We start from the raw sequence: 21114 nt of genomic DNA on the forward strand, positions 1-21114 counted from the left end.
GCTGAAAGTATAATTTGATATTAATTGATATTTAATTAGGTTTTCTTAATCCGCTTTTTAGGAGACAGGGATATCCTATCTTAGCAAACTGCGTACAACTTGTTCCACATCGCAATGACTTAATTTCAACTATGAAACGGAATCACCAGTAATGGCACAAGCACCAAAATTAACCACACCCAAGACCAAGGTTTTGGTGTTCCCATAGAATTTGGTTCTTGCAAAAGTGCATCTATTCTCTGTGTAACATGATTGGTTGAGATATGCTGGGCAAAAGCTGCACAAAAATTTGACTCTAGTAAAACTGGAGTATTGACAACCAATAGTAAAGCTTCTGCTAATAACAAACTATCAACTTGTCTAGCAGCCCAATAATCAGCCCGTATCTCTCTTAAAAGTAACAACTCTTGCCATAATGATTCGGTGTGAGGTAGCCAAGAGGTTAACTGACGTAGCCACCCCAAAAAGAAAAACCAACAGGTATCGTGGTAGTGGCGATGTCCATCTTCATGGGCTAATACCGCTTTGAGATGGACGGAATCTAAGGTATCTAATAATCCCTGACTGATAATTAACTCAGGTTTCCAAAAACCAACCAAAGCACAATAAACAACAGGCACATTTAGTAACCGTGCTGGTGTACCGTAGACATAAATTATGGGATAGGTGCGAATTTGTTTTAGCATCCGGTTTCCCTCCCATACCAACTTTAGCCATAAGACACCTGCAAAACCTAAGAAACTGATGGCCAGTCCGTAGCTAACCCAACCTTCCCACCCCCAAACCATAATATGTCCATGAGGCCCCATACAAAACACTGCAAATGTTGTGGTTAATAGAAGTAATGGCGGGAGGAGAAATAGCAACAAGGCGCGGGGAAAACGTTCCATCCAATTTCCTATAGGGGATGACCACTGACTTCTCAAGTACCAAGCTAGGATTAACGCCATGACTACCATCAGCAGGTGCATTATTCTTTCTCCCTAAGTTCACGAACTGCTTGGATTTTTTTTGCGATCGCCTCAAACTGTGCCACACTAGCTTCATCCAGACTGTCAGCAAAAGCAGCCACAATCTCCGGCTTCCCCAATTCGAGAAATCTCTGTAACTGTTCATAAGCTTCTAAAGACTGGGCTTCTGAATAAGAAATCAAAGGTAGCCAAAGATACTGGCGGTGTTGTTTCACACATTCTAGCCACCCCTTCTTGGAGAGGCGATGCAGTATTGTTGCTACTGAGGAATAAGTTAACTCCCGTTCTGGGTCAGCAGTAATACGTTCATGCACCTCTTTAACTGTGGCAGCACTCAGAGAGTAAATAATGTTTAAAATCTCTGCCTCTAAAGGGCCTAATTTTAGTTGTTTGGGACGGTAATTTGGCAGAGGATTCATCTTGATTTTTAGTGTATTTTAACTATATTAGCCAGAATTTATTATGAATAAATTCGCCTGCAAACTTCATAAATAACTTTGACAAGTTGTCAGATTCAAGTCTGACAACTTGTCTTTTGACATTTCTCACCAACTGACTTAAGGTCGGAGGGGATTTTTAGCAGGACTTACGCAAAATTATGAAAAAACGAACCGCAAAGGGCGCAAAAAACACGAAGTTATAAGAGTTTCAGAGAGTTCTTGCGTAAGTCCTATTTAGCATCAGTTAGCTACTCTTTTACCACCTAAAAATCACTGTTTAGGCAGCAGGAGAGCCGAAATCACATCAGTAATCTTACACTGATAAGGGAGTAATTAGAATCTTGATTAAACCTCCAAGTATCCATAAGTTAAGGAATATGTGGATTGTGGCTCAATTAATAAAACTTACCAGATATTCAATATTTTTTGAGCAAATAATCATCTTTATACCAGATTATTTAAAACCAATATCAAGTAGTTTATCTATTTTATAGTGATATTTTTCTCAATGTCACAAGATAGACTGTCAAACAATTTTAGGTTTGGGATTGTGGATTAAAGCCAAGGATAAATAAGTAAATTTATCCTGTTAAACAACAATAAGTCAAAAGACAGTTTGTCGTTTTAATCTCTGACATTTTGTCAAACTAAAAAATCTAGAAAAAAGTTAAAGAATATCCAGACAAATCATTATTGAAGACATTATTTGAAGAATATATTTGTTAAGTTTAACTAAGTGCAGGATATTTGCACAGGAAAAGACCATGTTTGAATATCTTCCACCTTTGAACGACCACAACTTACCTTACCCAGATACAATCCATCCGATTGTTGTCCACTTCGTAATTGCAATGGTATTGTTTGCCTTCTTCTGTGATGTAGTTGGTTATTTTAGCCATAACGCCCGTCTTTTTGAAGTGAGTTGGTGGAATATGTTTTTCGCCACGATCGCCATTTTTATTGCGATCATCTTTGGTCAGATTGAAGCGGGTTTAGCCGAACCTTACAACGCAGTTGAACCAATCCTAAATTTACATACCCTGATTGGCTGGTCGCTTTCAGGAATTATTGCCGCAATTACAGGGTGGCGTTACGTCATTCGGTTACGTGACCCAGAAAAAGTACCAGTTCCCTATCTCGGAGTGGGACTACTTTTAACTTGTTTAGTGTTCTTCCAAGTGTATTTGGGAGATGAATTAGTGTGGGTGTATGGACTGCACACAGTACCAGTTGTAGAAGCTGTGAAGGCAGGTATTTTGCGATGAATGCCCAACTAATTGAACAACTCAGGTCGCAACTAGGCGCAAACGGACTACCTTACACCATTCCCATTCATCCCAACTTAGTCCATCTCACCTTGGGTTTATTTATCGTCGCCATTGCCTTTGATATTGTTGGTGTACTATTCCCCCTAGAAAAACCAGTCTTCAAATTTTTGGCAATACCCGCTAATCGTGCCGGCTTCTTTGATGTGGGTTGGTACAATATGCTGGCTTCAGCCATCATCACCTTTTTCACTGTGGCCGCAGGCTTTTACGAAATCATGTTGGCAGAACCACCAACAGATTTAAAAAGTGCTTGGGGATTACAAGGGATGGAGACAATGCTGTGGCATGGTGTCGGTGGTGTCCTCCTCTTAGCGCTGATTATTGGAATGGCTGTATGGAGAGGATTTCAGCGTTATTTATGGCGAAAAGATGTCGGTCAACAAGTGCAGTGGAGTTATCTTGCAGCAGGGTTTTTCATCATGTTTATTATGTTCGTTCACGGCACATTAGGAGCGCAACTAGCGGCAGAATTTGGCGTACATAATACTGCTGATAAATTACTGAGATTGGGTAAAGACATTAACGCGGTATTGAAGTAAATGAAAATTCAGAATATTTTGATTTTAATTGGCTGTGCGATCGCCCTCACAGCTGCTAGTCTCTGGATGGGAGAACAAGCCTATTCCTGGTTTCCCCCCCAAGCCGCCGCCGAATCCAAACTCATAGATGAACTATTTAGCTTTTTAGTCACCTTGGGAACCTTCATTTTCTTAGGCGTAACTGGAACCGTCATCTATTCCATAATTTTCCATCGCGCAGGTAAATATGACACCAGCGATGGCCCGCCAATTGAAGGAAATGTCACCTTAGAAGTAGTTTGGACAACAATTCCCATTCTGTTGGTGCTATGGATTGCAACCTACAGTTACAACATCTATGCAGAAATGGCAATTCAAGGGCCAATGGAAGCCATGCACATACATAAAATGGCATCAGCCCATGCAGCAACAATGGAGGAGAAGGGGACATTTTCAATCACCGCCTCTAACTCCATACCAGTTGAAAAAATAGAAGTGCTTGCCAAACAATGGGCTTGGGTCTTTCGCTACCCCAACCAGAATGTTACCAGCACCGAATTACATCTACCAGCTAATCGGCGCGTTAGTTTAGCACTGCGATCGGCAGACGTTCTCCACGGCTTTTACATCCCAGCCTTTCGACTCAAACAAGACATAGTACCCAAACAAACCATCGACTTTGAATTTACTCCCATTCGCCCCGGCAAATATCGACTGCGCGATTCTCAATTTAGCGGTACTTACTTTGCAGCCATGCAAGCAGATGTAGTAGTCGAATCAACAGCAGATTACGACCAATGGCTGAAATTAGCTGCAACCCAAAAACCAGTCCCCGCCAATAATCAAGCCGCCAACGAATACGCCCAAAAAATCAAAGGGGCATTCACCACAGGCTATCCCACAGTCATACCCGCACCACCCCCTTTAGTCAATTTCTCCTCTTAAACTCAATTTCTCTGCGCCTCTGCGCCTCTGCGTGAAACATCCTATGACAAATACCCAAATCGAAAATCCCAAAATACTACTAGAAACACACCACCATCTCCCCACCACCTGGAAAACCTACTTCACCTTCAGCACTGACCACAAAGTCATCGGTATTCAATATATAGTTACCTCCTTTCTCTTTTTCCTCATTGGCGGCATATTGGCAATGATTATTCGCGGCGAACTAATTACCCCAGAAGCCGATTTAGTTGACCGCACCGTTTACAATGCCATGTTCACCATGCACGGCACAATCATGCTGTTCTTGTGGACTTTTCCCGTCTTAGTTGGTCTAGCAAACTACCTTGTCCCGCTTATGATTGGGGCGCGAGATATGGCATTTCCCCGCCTGAATGCCGTAGCCTTCTGGATGGTGCCAGTATTCGGAATTATCCTGATGGCTAGTTTCTTCCTACCCGGTGGCCCAGCCCAAGCAGGTTGGTGGTCTTATCCCCCAGTGAGTCTGCAAAATCCTACAGGTAATCTCATTAACGGTCAATTTCTCTGGCTGATAGCTGTCGCCATATCAGGTGTATCCTCGATTATGGGCGGTGTTAATTTTGTTACTACCATTGTTAAAATGCGCGCCCCAGGAATGACCTTCTTTCGGATGCCGGCTTATGTTTGGGCAGTGTTCAGCGCCCAGATTATCCAACTGTTTGGCTTACCTGCACTCACAGCCGGGGCTGTTATGTTGTTACTCGACTTGACTATTGGTACAGCCTTCTTTGACCCAGCAAAGGGCGGTAATGCAGTTCTCTTTCAACACTTTTTCTGGTTTTATTCACACCCTGCCGTCTACGTAATTATACTACCTATTTTTGGCATTTTTTCCGAAATATTCCCAGTTTATAGCCGTAAACCTCTGTTTGGCTACAAGGTAGTTGCCGTTTCCTCACTATTGATTGCCGGCGTAAGTGGTTTTGTCTGGGTACATCACATGTTTGCTAGTGGTACACCAGCCTGGATGCGGATAGTTTTCATGGTTTCCACAATGTTCGTTTCCGTACCCACGGGGATTAAAGTTTTTGCTTGGGTGGCGACAATTTGGGGAGGTAAACTGCGGCTGACTACCCCGATGCTGTTTGCTTTGGGTGGATTGATTATGTTTGTGTTTGCGGGTATCACAGGCATTATGCTTTCCGCAGTACCAATTGATATTCACGTTAATAATACCTACTTTGTTGTGGGTCACTTTCATTACGTCCTCTATGGGACTGTGACAATGGGGATGTTTGCCGCATTTTATCACTGGTTTCCCAAGATGACTGGGCGGATGTACTACGAAGGCTTAGGTAAGCTGCATTTTTGGTTATCATTCATCGGTACTAACCTCAACTTTTTACCGATGCACCCATTAGGTTTGCAAGGGATGTTGCGGCGGGTTTCTTCTTACGACCCAGAGTATGCTTTTTGGAATGTGATTGCTAGTATTGGTGGATTTTTGTTGGGGATGTCTACACTACCCTTTATTTTGAACATGATTGGTTCTTGGGTACAGGGTGAGAAAGCACCGGATAATCCTTGGCGGGCTATTGGGTTGGAGTGGCTGGTGGCTTCTCCGCCGCCGGTGGAGAATTTTGAGGAGATTCCTGTGGTGATTTCTGAACCTTATGGGTATGGGAAGTCTGAACCGTTGACGGCGAATTTGGAAAAGCAAGAGTTAGCAAGAGATTTGAATTAATTCATACTTTAAACCTAGTGCGATGTTCGTAGTAAGGACTCCAGTCCTTAATTTTGTTTCCAGGAGAGGAGAGGACTAAAGTCCCCACTACAAACCAAAAAAAATTAGTGAAAATTCAACTATGACTGTGAATAGTTCTATTAGTCGAGAAGAGTTGCAGGAGTCTTTGGAGACGAGGACTGTTGAACATACTCATGATGAAGAAGCCAATAGTATGTTTGGCTTTATCGTATTTTTACTTTCGGAAAGTATCATTTTTCTGAGTTTTTTTGCGGGATATATTGTTTATAAAACCACAACTCCTGATTGGCTACCGCCTGGTGTTGAGGGGCTGGAAATTAGGGAACCGACAATTAATACTGTGATTCTGGTTTCTAGTAGTTTTGTGATTTATTTCGCGGAACTTGCCCTGAAACGCCATAATATGTGGGGATTCCGCCTACTTTGGTTAACAACAATGGCGATGGGTAGCTACTTCTTATATGGTCAAGCAGTTGAATGGAGTAGTCTGCATTTTAGTGTGACATCTGGCGTATTCGGGGGAATGTTTTATCTATTAACAGGATTCCACGGGTTGCACGTTTTTACTGGTGTGTTGTTGCAGTTAATTATGTTAGTGCGATCGCTCATCCCCGGTAATGCAGCAATTTTCTCCCCAAAGAAGAAGAAAATTGGAGTGTTGTTGAAGTCTTTAAAAAAGAACGTTATCACACTCAAGAACAATGGTACGACAGCGCCGGCGAACCTTTTCGTCCCCAAATTAACTATTGGGTAGGCGGAAATACAAAAGTATATGGTGCAGCACTGTTGCGGATGCGGGAACGGGATTTTCAAGAAGTCAAACATCAAGATGGGGTTTCAAGTGAGTGGCCTTTGAAATACCAAGACTTTGAACCCTATTACACCGAAGCGGAAAAACTCTACCATGTCCACGGTAAACTAGGGGATGACCCAACAGAACCACCCCGCAGCGAAACTTATCCTTATGCAGAAGTAAGTCACGAAGCGCGGATGCAAACAATTGCTCATGCTATCTCCCAACAAGGGCTACATCCAACACATCTACCTTTAGCACTCAAGAGTGATTGTATCCGATGTCATACTTGCGATGGTTTCCCTTGTAAAATAGATGCGAAAGCTGATGCTGAGACTGTGGGAATTAACCCAGCTTTGTCACATTCTAACGTCACCTTAAAAACCTCAGCTAAGGTTGTGCGTTTACACACTAACCCATCTGGTATTGAGGTGAAAGCTGTGGAAGCGGAAATAGATGGACAATCTTATCTATTTTTCGCAGATATATTCGTCCTAGCTTGTGGTGCGGTAAATTCGGCGGCGTTGTTATTACGTTCTGCAAATGATAAACACTCCAAGGGACTTGCTAATAGTTCTGATTTGGTGGGACGTAATTTTATGAAACATCTGATGACGGCGATGGTACAACTCAGCCCCATACCAAACCCGACTGTGTTTCAGAAAACAATTGCTGTGAATGATTTTTATTGGGGAGAATCAGAGTTTCCTTTCCCAATGGGTCATATTCAAAATACAGGTAGTATTTTACAAGAAATGATTCCCGCAGAAGCATCGCCTTTGTTATCGCTAATGTCCAGGTTAGTTCCTGGGTTTGGAATGCGACAGTTAGCGAATCATTCTATTGGTTGGTGGTTACAAACGGAAGATTTACCTGACCCAAAAAATCGGGTGCGGGTTGTGGGTGATAAGTTGTATTTGGATTATACGCCCAATAATATTGAAGCACACGATCGCCTGATTTATCGCTGGACTAATATCCTTAAGGCTGTAGATCGCTCTTCGGAAAACCCGGTGTTTCGTCGCGGGATTTATCCCCGTAGTGATAGCCCGATTCAAGTGGTGGCGAATCAGTGCGGTACTTGTCGGTTTGGGGAAGATGCGACTACATCTGTGCTTGACCTTGATTGTCGCACCCATGATGTGAATAATCTCTATGTTGTTGATGGTAGTTTCTTCCCGTCTAACTCTGGGGTGAGTCCAGCTTTAACTATTATTGCCAATGCGTTGCGAGTTGGAAATCATCTGATTCAACGATTGCATTAATATGATATTGGCTTGAAGCGAATATAATTTTTATTATTACTTGACAAGTATGAAAATGTCAAAAGACAAGCTGTCAGAATTTTTTAAAACTTAATTATGGGCTATTCACAAAAAAATTCAATAATTTCTTCTTGTTATGATATGTTTGGCTGATGAACAATTGCTTTCTTATCTATCTTTTTATATCTATTTTGTGTCATCCAATCTTAAGCTTTACCTGCTTCTAATAAAGATTGACCGAGATAACCACCCTTTGCCTCAACTCCTGGTAAGGCAAAGAAATATCCGCCGCCAATCGGTTTAATATACTCTTCTAAAGGTTCTCCATTTAAGCGTGATTGAACTGTAATAAAACCCTTTTCTAAATTTGACTGGAAACAAACAAACAGCAGTCCCATATCTAGGTGAAGCATCTTTAAATGATTTGATGAAACGATTGTCTCGTATTGAAGGGCATATTCGGGGTATCAAGAATATGGTTGAGGATAGTCGTCCTTGTCCAGATGTATTGATTAAAATAGCTGCTGTCCGAGGAGCAGTTAAGCAAGTTGGTCGAATTATTTTAAATGAATATCTCAAGGAATCCGTTGCTCGAACTACTCAACAGGAAGATGTTAAAACTGAGATTGAAGCTCTAAAGATTGTATTAGATCGTTTTTTAAGCTAGATATTAGGTTTGCTACGCAGTGAAGTTATTTGTCGTTAGTTGCTGTTAGGAAAATGGTTTGAGCATTAGAGATTGTTTATTCCAGTTACTTACGATTTTATAGTAGTTATTTTGGCAAAGTATAATGATAGCTAATAAATTTGAGCGACTTATATCCTTACTCATTTGTTTGTGTCTTTTAGTTCCATCTGTACCGACTATTGCCCAAACTCCAGAAGAATGGATCGCTCTAGGAAAGCGCATACATGGAGGTTTTGGCAGTTATATTGCTCTATGAATCCGTATAGGATTAGATGCAATGAAGCGTCTTGATGCTAAAGGGCGCGAATTGGATGTTACTTACTTTGATGGTGCTAATGCGCCATGTCCTTGTGTTGCAGATGGCATTATGATTGCTACAGTTGCCACGCCGGGGCAAAACTCACTACGAGTCATACCCTCTAAAAGCGACGTAAGTAACTTTGGGATTGTTGTAATTAAGAATAAAAAAACAGGAAAATCACTGCGTTATGTAATACCAGCAGCAGCTCGTTCTCTACTTGATAAGTGGAACCAAGATTTGGGCGATCGCCAGCGATATGATGCAGTCATGAATGCTTCTAGTGATTCTCTATTTCGTGTGGATAAATACAAAAAAACAGACGAGTCAAGCTCCAAGATTTGACATTTATTCTCTGCTCTCAATCTCTTCATCTAGAACACCGATTCAGTAATCAAATAGAAGTAGAGGCAAGCTCAGTAGTGTTGGTAAAAATTTTGGCAAGGACATGAAGATTATGAACAACGGCTACGCGACGAAGGTCAAATAAGTTTTTACGAGAACCGACATAACGAGCCTGCTGTGATTGCCAATGACCAATATGAGATAAAGAATGCTCAACACAAACACGTTCTCGGAGTTTGGCACGACCTATTGGAGTTAGTTGACGTTCTCGTAATTCCCGAAACAATAGCTCTTGTGGATGAATTGAAATACTGCGTCCGCGTGGAGAGGTGGTGCAAGATTCCCTAACAGGACAAGTTGCACAAACCTCCTGTGGAAACTGGACTTTAGCACCCAAAGTAAAAGGTAAAGTTACTTGATTGGGACAACAAATAGTACCATTGTCCCAATCCAATACAAACGCAGTTTTCGCAAATTTTGTACCGTTGTGGACGATCCAAGCCTTACAATATATACTCAATTGCTCACTGCGATTTTTGACTAAGGAGCTACTCAAATAAGCCCGGTCAATATGTAATTCGCTGAGTTCGACATCTTGTGTTTGTAAGTCCTGAGTAATCGCATCAGTTACAGATGCTTCTGGGAGATTAGCCTTGGTAATCCCAACAGCACGAATCATTCCATTGTCTAAATCTCGTAAAACATGACGTTTATATCCATCAATCTTCTGACTACGACTTTTACGCCCATGTCTCATCTGTTCGTCTTCGATTGAGATGCGCCGTTCTTTAGCAACACCAGAGCGCAGTTTCACCTCACCATGTTCGGAGATTTCTACATCCTGTGTTTCGATTTGTCGTGCTGTCTCAAGAGTTGCACGAAGTAGCGGATGTTCAGATTCTGTGGGGTGTGTTTGAACAAAAGTATCGAGTCGCTCTAAAGCATCCAGTACAATCCCCAAAGCTAAATTTTTCTGGTCTGGGTCATCCCAGTTTAAGTCTAAAGCCGCTTTTAAGCTTGAAGTGGCGACTATACCCACGCCAATATCATTAGCAACTTCCGCCAACTCCCACAAGGTGCTGGCTAGCTATCACGCCAATCGCTTTTTTGAGCGCGTGACCCAACAAATTATATGTATCTTCGACCTTCGATGCTCCCCACAATGGACTTGAATCAAGTGCAGCTCGTAATTGCCTTGAGCCAAAACCCTTTGTCTGCTCTGCTAGTTCTACTGTTCGCTCAATTAGCCTACGGTCAAGACCTTGGATAATTAGCGCTGTGCGAAATCTCGCCAGTGTCGCCTGAGAAAATGGTGCAATTTCGCAATCAATACAATCAACTACCAATTGCCAACGTCTATCCATGAGCAATGCTTCAATTGCTTCTGCATCCGAGGCTCCTGTGTAGGCTTGCAAGATTGTCGTCAAAGCTAACTGTGCTGGTGGTACTGGCGGATGTCCTTTAGGAGAATCTGCGTATAGCTTGCTTAGTTCCTCTTGAAATTGTTCATCAAATATTTGATGACGGTATTGCCGCAAGAATGTAAATAGCTTCGCTCGTTTAATGCGCTTGACGATACTTTGCTCTTGTGATGTTAATTCTACCGATGGATGCCAAATTCCTGGTCGCATACGTACATTTTCAGCTTGCACTAGCACAATTTATTACCTAAATCTACCCCAATCTGGGCAACACCACTCCTTGAGACTTTGTTAAATATCGCTCAAGCCTTATTTATTGTTATAAGCATTGTTTGGTAAGCGTTTCCTCTATTTTCTCCTTTATGATTTACCTTACTCTGGGCAGATTCTTCTTTTATTCTGCGATTACTGAATCGGTGTTCTAGTAGTTGCTTTGTACCGGGAAATTAATTGTCTGTAGCCAACGTAGGGGGCGCTGTAGAAAAGCGACAGGAGGCATGAGAATACAGGGGATGCCTAAGTACAGGGGCTGAAGCATATTCCCAATCAGTCCCATATCATGAAACAGAGGCAACCAACCTACGAAGATAGTCTTTGAGCTATGCCCCATAGCCTGCTGAATTATCTGCTGGTTATGCAGAAGATTGCCATGACTAACCATTACCCCTTTAGGTGTGCCAGTGGAACCTGATGTGTATTGTAGAAAAGCTAAAGTATCACTTCTGGGTTGAGTCTGGAACCAATTTTTTTCTAGTCCACTCTGAAGATTGTCGGTAGTTACCCACTGCATGGACTTGAGGTTTGGAGTTTGCTGCAACTGATGTTCTATCTGGGTAAGAATCTTGGTGGTTGTCAGCGCCACGGTTGCTTGTGCATCAGCTACAATAGCTTCTAATCTAGGCATGGGTCGATTCAGTCGAGGCGGATAAGCAGGGACGGCAACGACTCCAGCGTAGAGACATCCAAAAAAGGCGGCAATATATTCTAGACCTGGCGGGTACAGTAGTACAGCACGCTCCCCACTGACTAGGCAATTTTGTAGCCTTGCTGCAATAGTTCGAGCTTGACAATCGAGTTCGTGGTAAGTTATGTTTGCTTCTTCTGTTTCTCCATCAAGCAAAAAAGAATAGGCGTTCTGTTTGGGCTGTTCGCTCGCTCGAAAACGAAGAATTTCTACGAAACTGGAAAAATCAATTGGAAGCTCTAAAGGTTGATTGCCCATTTGTAACACCACTTACTACTTATGCTCAGTTAATTGACGAAAAAGTCATAACTGACCAAATTAGCGGCTAAAATGCTTTCTAGCACGGACACTAACTGTATATACTGAATCAAGCTGTTACCTGCGTCAAAAGACAAGATGTCAAACTTCAGATAGCCTACATAACATGGCAGATCCAAAGCCCTTCTCTTCTAGCGATCGCATTCTACAGGTGACAAAAAATTTATACTTATTTACAATTCTCATATAGCAAGAACGCTACAATCGTCAGACCTTGGACAAAATAAAAAGCTGTTTCTCCCCATAAAAAGGACTTTAGTAACTTAAGGATTGTGCTAATTAAAAATAAAAAAACAGGAGAGTTACTGCGTTAATATAATATTGACTGCATTTTGTTCTCTAATTAATAGATATAACCAGGATCTGGGCGATCTCCAGGGGGGCTACGATGCAGTGATGAATACGTCTAATTATTTTCTATTTCGTGTTTATAGTAACAACTAAATAAGTGAGAAAACACCTAAGCTTTTAGAAAAGTTAGAAAAATTATTTTTTGATATTAGTCAAGCAAACTTGAATAAAACCTGTCTATTTTTGTAGAAAAAGTACCTTTGAAATTAGGCAAATAAATATTATTTAATGAGATTTAATATCTCCAATCTGTATTTAATAAACTTTTTGAACTTGAAAGAATTGATACTGTTTTTGAAATTCTTAAGATTGAATAGAAAAATTATGTGTGTAACCTGCGGTTGCTCTGACGATGCTGAAGTCAAAATCATCAACACTGAAACAAATGAAGTAGCAATAATTAGCTCCCAAAATGAGCATCATCACCACACTCATACTTCACCTGAAGATACAGCGATCACCCATCCTCACAATCATGACTCTAATCATATTCACACCCACACTTTACCAGATGGCACTGTAGTCACGCATTCTCACAGTCATGATTCCATCTCAGAAGCATCTCAGATTCATGCTCAAGTACATAGTAAAACTATATCTTTAGAGCAAGATATCTTAGCAAAAAATAATTTAATAGCAGCCCAAAATCGCGGATGGTTTAAAGGGCGTAACATTGTTGCTTTAAATCTAATGAGTTCTCCTGGTTCTGGGAAAACAACACTATTAACTCGCACTATTAATGATTTAAAGCATCAGTTGTCTATTAACGTTATTGAAGGAGATCAAGAAACGATTAATGATGCTAATAAAATTCAAGAAACAGGCTGTAAAGTAGTACAAATTAACACAGGTACAGGCTGTCATTTAGATGCAGCAATGGTAGAACAGGGTTTGCAACAATTAAATCCACCTTTGAATTCAGTCGTAATGATTGAGAATGTTGGTAACTTAGTTTGTCCAGCATTATTTGATTTAGGCGAACAGGCAAAAGTTGTCATTCTATCTGTGACTGAAGGCGAAGATAAACCAATTAAATATCCGCATATGTTCCGCGCTAGTGAGGTGATGATTCTCACTAAAATTGATTTACTACCTCATGTGCAGTTTGACGTTCAGCGTTGCATAGAATACGCCCAGCAGGTTAATCCTCAAATTCAGGTTTTTCAAGTTTCAGCATTAACTGGAACTGGGTTAGAGAGTTGGTATAAGTGGTTATCACAAAGGGTTAGTAACTAAAAATATCTATCTAAATCTACTCATATCTGATTAAACAAGAACTTATACTGAAGATATGAGTAGGTTTAACGGTTAGGAATAATTCGTGAGCATAACTCCAAAGTTAGCCAAAATTTTAGGTATGCACACTGCATTTGAAAGGCTATAATCTTGTGTCTAAACATCGCACTGCGAGATCACGATGAGGACACATGAGCAAACTAAAAGGGAAGTCAGTCCTGATCACTGGCGCATCTCAAGGACTGGGACGACAATTAGCTATTGATTTTGCCCGTGAAGGAGCAACTAGAATCTCGATCATCGGGCGACGGGTTGAAGGTCTGAACGAGGTATGTCAACGAATTCAGGAGATTGCACCCCAGACTAAAGTCTTAGCGATCGCTGCCGACTTAGCACAAGCAGAAGAGGTTGAGCGCGTTGTAGCAATGACACTAAGAGAATTTGACCATCGCCTTGATGTGCTAGTTAATAACGCAGCAGCAATTGGCCCTACTCCAATACCATTCCTCGTTGACTACCCTTTGGAAGATTTCCGCTACGTACTTAACACAAATTTGATTGCACCGTTTGTGATGATTCAGAAGGTCTTCCCTACAATGGTTAAAACAGGTGGCTCCATCATTAACGTAACCAGTGATACGGGTGTAACTGGTTATCCGGGCTGGGGAGCTTATAGCATCTCAAAATTTTCTTTAGAAGGGATGTCACAGGTTTGGGCAGCAGAACTAGAAGGAAGTTGGGTGCGCCTAAACTGGGTAGATCCTGGTGATATGAACACTGCAATGCACAGGGCATCGGAACCGGAAGCTGATCGTACCCGTTGGGCAGAACCAGCAAAAGTAACAGATGTCTTTATTTATCTAGCTTCAGATGAATCACAGCGAGTGAGTGGGCAAAGATTTCAAGCTCAGGTTCCCGATTAGATCCAGGAATATCAATGCTCCTAGCGATTCTCTATTTTGTGCGGGTGGATACAACAAAGGGGGCAATATGCCCCCCTAAAAATCTCTACACAGTTGCTACCTTGGGTTGAGGTTTAGTGAATAACTCGGCTAAATGATGTGGTTGGCGATCGCGCCAGTTACCCTTACCATAGGCATACCCCGCGATTAACGGGAACGCCACAGTCGCCTCAGAAAACACCATCTGTTCAGTAGCTTTGTCTACCTTCCCCCAAGAATGAGCCTCTTTGAGGGTAGAACCGGATAAAGCGCCATCCCGTTCATCAGCGACGGTAACTTGAATTGTATACTTGTGCATACTCGTATCAAATCCCAGCATTTCCGCAGCTACTACCGTATCCTGGGCGAAGTTTTTTGGTACACCGCCACCAATCATCACCAATCCAGTGTAGTTGGAAGCTAGTTTGCACTGCGTCAACTCCCGGAAGTCTCGCACTGAGTCAATGGTTAAATGAGATTCTGGGGAATTCCATTGGTGATGGACTAAGCCAAACCCAGCAGAACAGTCACTAAAAGCGGGGACAAAAATTGGTACTTGGTGTTGATAAGCGGCTTGCACTACAGATTGGCCATAATTACCCCGACGTTCTAAATAAATTGCCATCTGCTCAATAAATTCCCGTGAAGAATAGGGACGCTTCTCTAAATTCTCGGCGATTTCGGCGATCGTCATGTCGCACACCCGCAGTTGATCTTCATCAATGTAGGTGTCATATATGCGGTCTATCCGTTGCTGTCTTAATACCTCATCATCTGCAAAGGGGTCGCCGACATAATGGCGATAACCCAACGCTTCAAAGAAATCTTGGTCAACAATGTTAGCTCCGGTAGAAACAATTGCATCTACCATATTGTGAGTAATTAAATCGTGGACTATTCCCTTAAGTCCAGCACTAAATAAAGACCCAGCTAAACACAGAATAATCGTGCATTCTTTATCTTGCAGCATTGCGTCGTAAATTTTTGCTGCCCGCCCCAAATTACGACCTTGGAAAGCTGTCTTACCCATTGCTTCCACCAAGCCAACAACATCAAAAGCTTTTATGTCAATTGCTTGTACGGTTTCTTGCAAAAGTTCTTCACGATTCATGGTAGATTGTCCTTTTTATTGAAAATTAAAATCATCCGGTCTGCTCACGCAACTAGAAGGCAAAAACCTATAGTATAAAACTCCTTTCTTTTGCCTTTTGACTCCTTCAGAGTGACGCTCCTGCGTCGCTAACGCTGCGCTAACGCCACTTGCTTCAAGTCGGGAAACCGCAAGGGCGCAGTGGCTCACTTTTTACTTTTACCTTTTTGTACTAGGTGCTTCGCAGTGGTCATACCACGACAAACCGGGATTTGATTGCCGTCTTTTATTCAATTTGACGTGCAAATCCCAGATACTCACGAGTTGGGTGAGACGATTGTTCAATTTTGCTACTAATGAATTTTTAAACACTACAAATCACCCCGCAGAACTCAATTTATGCCAAACTAACCAGTGGTTGTCAAAACGCGCTCAATTTTTTCTAATGCCCAATCTATTTCATCTTTGGAAATAACTAAAGGTGGAGCAAAACGAATGACATTATCTCTAGTCTCTTTAGCTAATAATCCCTCTTTAGCTAAAGCTTTACAAAAACGCCTTGCACCACCAGCTTCGGGGTACAATTCCATGCCAATTAATAAACCTTTTCCGCGTACTTCCTTGATATATGAACTCTTAATTGATTGTAAGTTTTCTATAAAATATTCCCCTAGTTTTAAGGCTTTTTCTGGTAACTCTTCTTCAACAATTACATCCAGTGCTGCAATTCCAATAGCAGCAGCTAAGGGATTTCCGCCAAAGGTACTACCATGATCTCCAGGCTGAAATACACCCATGACTTCCTCTGTCGAAATAAACGCGGAAATGGGATAAAATCCACCAGATAAAGCTTTACCTACAGTTATGCCATCAGGCTTGACATCCTCGTATTGATAAGCAAACATTTTACCTGTTCTTCCCAAGCCAGTTTGAATTTCATCAAAAACCAGTAAGACATGATGATGGCGACAGATTTGTTCAGCTTGCTTTAAAAACCCATGAGGCGGAACAATAATGCCTCCCTCACCCTGAATTGGTTCTACCAAAAATGCCGCAGTGTTAGGAGTAATCGCTTTTTCTAAAGCCTCAGCATCACCAAAAGGAATAACTTTAAACCCAGTAGTTAAAGGGCCAAAGCCATCTTGATATTGTTCTTCTGTAGAAAAGCTAATTAAACTAATAGTGCGTCCAGAAAAATTATTACCACAAACAATAATTTCTGCTTGATTTTCTGGTACACCTTTTACTTTATAAGCCCATTTACGAATGGCTTTGATGGCCGTTTCCACAGCTTCGGCTCCCGAATTCATGGGTAGCACTTTAGGTAAACCAGAAATTTCAGAAAGCTTTTGATAAAATTTTCCCAATTGGTCATTGCGAAAAGCTCTAGAAGTTAATGTAACTTGTTGAGCTTGTTTTATCATTGCTTGGAGAATTTTGGGATGACAATGACCCTGATTTAATGCTGAATAAGCTGAAAGAAAATCGAGGTATTTTTTACCTTCTATATCCCATACCCATACTCCTTCTCCTTTGGTAATGACTACATCTAAAGGATGGTAATTATCAGCACCATATTGCTGTTCTAGTTCAATATAATCCTGGGTATTCATAGTGTTAAAAGAGGGAATTCCCAGAGTTACGTCTGCTGCTTGCATATTTGCTCCTGATAGTTTTGAGAGGTTAAAATCAAACTAGAAAACATCTGAAAGATTACCAGTCGAATAAGATACTCAACAGGTATGAGCAGAAGAAAAAATCTGGCTTTGTCTTCGTTTTATAGTTCCCAATTTCAGGGTGCTATTGACATGAAAGCCAAGACTTTAATCATAAGATTAGTAAGTCATGCCAAACACAAGCGATACTATTCAAAATGTATGGATTTTTTCTAAATATCTAATTTAGCCAGTAATTATTGACCAGCCATTTGCTCATCTTCCAGACACGCAACTTGTGTAGGATATTTCGTACCTACTTTTAGTGAAGAAAACCAGTTGCCCACTCTGTCTGAATGTAAAATTTTGCTGGCATAAAAACCGATAGTGTAAAGTGTAACGTTTTCGGTAGTAAATGTGTTTTTGTCTGCAAAATGCGGACAAAAATTTTGATATTTTTATAAAATATCTTTAGTTAGTCAAAAAAGCTGTTTTTTTGACTGTCGTGCCATTTAGATTATCATTAAATTCCCAATCTATCAATGCTAGGGAGGGGGATAAGAAAATTGCAGCACTAAATTAGCACCTGTAGATCGCCCAATTGAAGTTAAATCCAGAGGTTGTACACATAATAAAGTTGAGTAGACACTAAGTTACCTTTGTAATGCAGCGATCGCTACCTCTTTGTTCCAGTAAGCTCGTAGTGTTTGAATTTTACCAGCAGCATTGATTTCAAATAAATCAATACCTTCAAATGTAATCTCATGACCATTTTTCCCAATACCGCGTCCCATCCATTTGACAGCAACTTCATTGCCCACAATATGCACAAATTCTTCAGTCAGTCCCACGGTTTCAAACATGCCAGCAATACTCAAGAAAAACTGGCGAATTGCCGTATGTCCTTCTAAAACATTACCACCAACCGGATCGTATGAACGAATGAAACAGCCCTGCTGCTCTAAGGGGGACTACAGTTGGTGCAAGATTTGATCTGAGAAGTTTGCCACTTTTTCTGATAGCCATTTGTACCAACTATCTAATCCAGCACCTGTCTTCGCAGATACCTGAAAAAATTGTATACGAGGATTAACTTGGTGTGCATATTCTATGCATTTTTGCACATCAAATTCTACATAAGGCAACAAATCGATTTTAGTGATAATCATAATTTCACTAGCACGAAACATATGAGGATATTTGATTGGCTTATCTTCTCCCTCTGTGACGGAGAGAATCACGACTTTTGCCTGTTCTCCCAAATCAAATAAAGCCGGACAAACTAAATTACCCACATTCTCAATCATTACTACTGAGTTTAGGGGTGGATTTAGTTGTTGTAAACCTCTATCTATCATTGATGCATCGAGATGACAGCCAGTTCCGGTATTAATTTGAACGACTTTACAGCCTGTTTCTCTAATTTTTTGAGCGTCATTGGTTGTTTCTTGGTCGCCTTCAATAACACTCAGGGTCAGCTGATGTTTTAAATCATTGATAGTTCGCGTTAACAGAGTTGTTTTCCCTGCACCTGGAGAACTCATTAAATTTAAAGTTAGAATATTTCGACCTTTGAACCAACCCCGATTTTGAGCAGCAATTAAATTATTTTTTGCTAAAATGTCTTGTTCTAAAGATATAGTTGTGTTGTGAATTTTGGCATGATTGTGTGCAGCTTCGTGGTGGCGATCGCTACTATGAGAATGAGTGATGATAGTACCATTCGGTAAAGTGTGAGTGTGATGATGGCGTTCAACTTCACTAATTTCTGGATTAGTAATTGTAGGTTCGCTATCATCAGAACAACCGCAGGTTACACACATATTTCCTCTATCTCTATTTCTTTAATTTTCAGTTCTTCACCAGTTATTAAATTTAATTGCACGCTACCACACTTACAAATACCAAATGGCTTGTCTAGAACAATTTCTGCACCACATTGCTGACATTGTGCTAAACCGGAAATTTCTCTAATTTCTAAAATTGCCCCTGCTAAAACTGTGTCTTGAGTGCAAATATCAAAACAAAATTGTACGGCATCAGGCATAATAGCTGAAAGTTTACCGATTTCTAATACAATTCGTCTTACTTTTTTGCCTCCAGCATGTTCGGTCACAATTGCCACAATATTTTGCGTGATTCCTAATTCATGCATAAAAAACTATTAGATTTTAACAAATACGCGGCAACTGTTCGCCTACAAGCATATCTACAATACGTTCTGACTCAAAAACTGTTTTTAATAAAACAATTCCTGGAGGCGAGGAAATAACTTCGCCAATAATACAAGCATCTTTACCTGTGGGATGAGATTTCATTACTGATAAAACAGTGTCTGCATTTTCTTTTGCTACCACCACTACCAACTTACCTTCATTGGCTAGATATAAAGGATCTAAACCTAAAATTTCGCAAATTCCTTTGACTTCTTCACGCACTGGTATAGACTCTTCTTCAAGCCGAATTCCTACGTTAGAACTAAGGGCAAATTCATTTAAAACTGTGGCTAACCCGCCGCGTGTGGCATCCCGCATCGCATGTACTTTTGGACAAGCTTTGAGGATAGTTTCTATTAAATTATGCAACGGCTGACAATCACTTTGGATATCAGTTTCTAAGGCTAACTCTCCACGGGCAACTAAAATTGCTGCCCCATGATTGCCTAATTCACCATTAAGAATTACTACATCTCCAGGTTGAATATTTTGGGTGGAAATGCTAATTCCTGAGGGAATAACGCCAATACCAGCCGTATTAATAAATAGTTTATCAGCAGCGCCACGATGTACAACTTTTGTATCACCAGTGACGATTTGTACGCCAGCTTTGTTGGCAGCCGCTTTCATACTCTTGGCGACACGCCGCAAGGTTTCTACAGCTAGTCCTTCTTCTAAAATCACACTACAGGTGAGATACAAAGGTTTAGCACCACTGACAGCTAAATCATTAACTGTGCCATTCACGGCTAATTCTCCAATATCACCACCAGGAAAAAATAAAGGATCTACAACATAGGAATCAGTACTAAATGCAAGTCTATCTCCTTGTTGGAGAAGATTAGATAAATTAAAACTAGCTTGGTCTTCTAATTGCGAAAGAATGGGATTATCAAAATTACTGACAAAGATATCATCAATTAAATCACGCATAGCTTTACCACCACTACCATGTGCGAGGGTGATATGCGTATCTTGTACTTTTCCTTGACGGCGGCGGACTTGTTCTATTTTTTGAAATAGAGTATTTGAGGCTGAGTTATTTATAGAAAAGTCCATTTTTCAAATAATTTGTAAGTTTTTGGAATGTAAGATTTTAGAGTATGTTAACATTAGATTTTTTAACGAACCACAGAGATACAGAGTTTGAGTGAAGGTAAATAATCTTGTAATGGGAAGAGAGTAACATGTCCCAATATTTGCTAACTAAATTTACTGTAATAATTTATGATCAAACAGCTAGAAGTCAGAATCAATCGGAAATTCAGTATAATTGGGAGATTAATTACTCAAATTTTCTCCCAATTCTTTAACTATTCTGACTCCTGACTTCTGAATTATTACAATTTACCTGCCTGTTTCGTCATGCCTACCACGATGCCTATCAGAATGTAATAGACCACCCACTGCCCAATTTTCGCGTTCAAATTCATCAATGTGAATAGTTACCCATTCTGGTTTAGTGTCTAAAGCTGAAACTAAAGCATTTGTGATGGCTTCGACTAACCGCCGTTTTTTTTCGATGGAGTGTCCGCGGGAAATTTTAACAGTAACGAATGGCATATAATTATACTCCCATCATCA

22 protein-coding genes and 1 pseudogene are annotated in these 21114 nt (G+C 40.8%); 11 read left to right on the plus strand and 12 right to left on the minus strand.

Going from position 1 to position 21114, the window contains the following annotated elements; genetic code table 11:
- Nucleotides 1-125: 125 nt before the first annotated feature.
- Together I8752_RS32460 and I8752_RS32465 are read right to left on the minus strand one after the other, a co-directional pair.
- Nucleotides 126-971 carry a M56 family metallopeptidase gene (locus I8752_RS32460; RefSeq protein WP_214436284.1) on the minus strand — a complete coding sequence of 282 codons (846 nt, stop codon included), beginning with the start codon at nt 969-971 and terminating at the stop codon, nt 126-128.
- Nucleotides 971-1390, minus strand: coding sequence for a BlaI/MecI/CopY family transcriptional regulator (locus tag I8752_RS32465; RefSeq protein WP_214436285.1), 420 nt, complete (start codon nt 1388-1390; stop codon nt 971-973). The genes I8752_RS32460 and I8752_RS32465 overlap by 1 nt, the downstream gene beginning before the upstream one ends.
- A gap of 785 nt (nt 1391-2175) precedes the next feature.
- Between I8752_RS32465 and I8752_RS32470 the strand changes: the two genes are divergently transcribed.
- The 6 genes from I8752_RS32470 (at nt 2176) to I8752_RS32495 (ending at nt 8007) form a co-directional block, all read left to right on the plus strand.
- Complete coding sequence (locus I8752_RS32470; RefSeq protein ID WP_185564441.1) at nt 2176-2676, plus strand: DUF2231 domain-containing protein; 501 nt, start codon at nt 2176-2178, stop codon at nt 2674-2676.
- Complete coding sequence (locus I8752_RS32475; protein ID WP_214436286.1) at nt 2673-3278, plus strand: DUF2231 domain-containing protein; 606 nt, start codon at nt 2673-2675, stop codon at nt 3276-3278. Before I8752_RS32470 ends, I8752_RS32475 begins: the two co-directional genes overlap by 4 nt.
- Nucleotides 3279-4202 carry a cytochrome c oxidase subunit II gene (locus I8752_RS32480; RefSeq protein WP_214436287.1) on the plus strand — a complete coding sequence of 308 codons (924 nt, stop codon included), beginning with the start codon at nt 3279-3281 and terminating at the stop codon, nt 4200-4202.
- A gap of 43 nt (nt 4203-4245) precedes the next feature.
- Nucleotides 4246-5928, plus strand: coding sequence for a cytochrome c oxidase subunit I (gene ctaD / locus I8752_RS32485; RefSeq protein WP_214436288.1), 1683 nt, complete (start codon nt 4246-4248; stop codon nt 5926-5928).
- 121 nt (nt 5929-6049) lie between these two features.
- Entirely contained in the window at nt 6050-6703 is a 654-nt protein-coding gene (locus I8752_RS32490; RefSeq protein WP_225896041.1) for a cytochrome c oxidase subunit 3, read from the plus strand.
- Nucleotides 6704-6741: 38 nt separating this feature from the next.
- Nucleotides 6742-8007, plus strand: coding sequence for a GMC oxidoreductase (locus I8752_RS32495; protein WP_263986777.1), 1266 nt, complete (start codon nt 6742-6744; stop codon nt 8005-8007).
- Between the two features lie 206 nt (nt 8008-8213).
- Here I8752_RS32495 and I8752_RS32500 read toward each other — a convergent pair whose 3' ends face one another.
- Nucleotides 8214-8420, minus strand: a complete 207-nt coding sequence (locus I8752_RS32500; RefSeq protein WP_214436289.1) for a Dyp-type peroxidase domain-containing protein — start codon at nt 8418-8420, stop codon at nt 8214-8216.
- Between the two features lie 14 nt (nt 8421-8434).
- On the opposite strand from I8752_RS32500, the gene I8752_RS32505 reads away from it, so the two are divergent.
- The 3 genes from I8752_RS32505 to I8752_RS32515 all read left to right on the plus strand — a co-directional run bounded on the left by I8752_RS32505 (nt 8435) and on the right by I8752_RS32515 (nt 9338).
- On the plus strand, nt 8435-8674 hold the full coding sequence (locus I8752_RS32505) for a metal-sensing transcriptional repressor (RefSeq protein WP_214436290.1): 240 nt from the start codon (nt 8435-8437) through the stop codon (nt 8672-8674).
- 124 nt (nt 8675-8798) lie between these two features.
- Nucleotides 8799-8951, plus strand: coding sequence for a hypothetical protein (locus I8752_RS32510; protein WP_214436291.1), 153 nt, complete (start codon nt 8799-8801; stop codon nt 8949-8951).
- A 6-nt stretch (nt 8952-8957) separates the two neighbouring features.
- On the plus strand, nt 8958-9338 hold the full coding sequence (locus tag I8752_RS32515) for a formylmethanofuran dehydrogenase subunit E family protein (RefSeq protein ID WP_318780924.1): 381 nt from the start codon (nt 8958-8960) through the stop codon (nt 9336-9338).
- Nucleotides 9339-9387: 49 nt separating this feature from the next.
- Here I8752_RS32515 and I8752_RS32520 read toward each other — a convergent pair.
- A pseudogene (locus I8752_RS32520) lies at nt 9388-10969 on the minus strand (IS1182 family transposase).
- Between the two features lie 211 nt (nt 10970-11180).
- Nucleotides 11181-11981: an AMP-binding protein gene (locus I8752_RS32525; protein WP_214436293.1), complete on the minus strand. Its 801-nt coding sequence runs from the start codon at nt 11979-11981 to the stop codon at nt 11181-11183.
- A gap of 735 nt (nt 11982-12716) precedes the next feature.
- Between I8752_RS32525 and hypB (I8752_RS32530) the strand changes: the two genes are divergently transcribed.
- Together hypB (I8752_RS32530) and I8752_RS32535 are read left to right on the plus strand one after the other, a co-directional pair.
- Nucleotides 12717-13628 (plus strand): hydrogenase nickel incorporation protein HypB, encoded by a 912-nt coding sequence (gene hypB, locus I8752_RS32530; protein WP_214436294.1) that lies wholly within the window; start codon nt 12717-12719, stop codon nt 13626-13628.
- A gap of 191 nt (nt 13629-13819) precedes the next feature.
- Complete coding sequence (locus I8752_RS32535) at nt 13820-14551, plus strand: SDR family NAD(P)-dependent oxidoreductase (RefSeq protein ID WP_214436295.1); 732 nt, start codon at nt 13820-13822, stop codon at nt 14549-14551.
- Between the two features lie 85 nt (nt 14552-14636).
- Here the strand turns inward: I8752_RS32535 and I8752_RS32540 are convergent, their stop codons facing one another.
- From I8752_RS32540 to I8752_RS32570, 7 genes are all read right to left on the minus strand, one after another.
- Entirely contained in the window at nt 14637-15680 is a 1044-nt protein-coding gene (locus I8752_RS32540; RefSeq protein WP_214436296.1) for a 1,9-bis(guanidino)-5-aza-nonane synthase, read from the minus strand.
- A gap of 386 nt (nt 15681-16066) precedes the next feature.
- Entirely contained in the window at nt 16067-17317 is a 1251-nt protein-coding gene (gene rocD, locus I8752_RS32545; protein WP_318780923.1) for an ornithine--oxo-acid transaminase, read from the minus strand.
- 650 nt (nt 17318-17967) lie between these two features.
- On the minus strand, nt 17968-18192 hold the full coding sequence (locus I8752_RS32550; RefSeq protein ID WP_225896042.1) for a nuclear transport factor 2 family protein: 225 nt from the start codon (nt 18190-18192) through the stop codon (nt 17968-17970).
- A gap of 93 nt (nt 18193-18285) precedes the next feature.
- Entirely contained in the window at nt 18286-19137 is an 852-nt protein-coding gene (gene hypB, locus I8752_RS32555; protein ID WP_214436297.1) for a hydrogenase nickel incorporation protein HypB, read from the minus strand.
- Entirely contained in the window at nt 19128-19469 is a 342-nt protein-coding gene (locus I8752_RS32560; RefSeq protein WP_214436298.1) for a hydrogenase maturation nickel metallochaperone HypA/HybF, read from the minus strand. The genes hypB (I8752_RS32555) and I8752_RS32560 overlap by 10 nt, the downstream gene beginning before the upstream one ends.
- A 16-nt stretch (nt 19470-19485) precedes the next feature.
- Nucleotides 19486-20589: a hydrogenase expression/formation protein HypE gene (gene hypE, locus I8752_RS32565; RefSeq protein WP_214436299.1), complete on the minus strand. Its 1104-nt coding sequence runs from the start codon at nt 20587-20589 to the stop codon at nt 19486-19488.
- A gap of 288 nt (nt 20590-20877) precedes the next feature.
- Nucleotides 20878-21093, minus strand: coding sequence for a tautomerase family protein (locus I8752_RS32570; protein WP_214436300.1), 216 nt, complete (start codon nt 21091-21093; stop codon nt 20878-20880).
- Between the last annotated feature and the right edge of the window lie 21 nt (nt 21094-21114).

It is taken from the genome of Dendronalium phyllosphericum CENA369 (genome assembly GCF_016056275.1).
GTDB lineage: Bacteria > Cyanobacteriota > Cyanobacteriia > Cyanobacteriales > Nostocaceae > Dendronalium > Dendronalium phyllosphericum.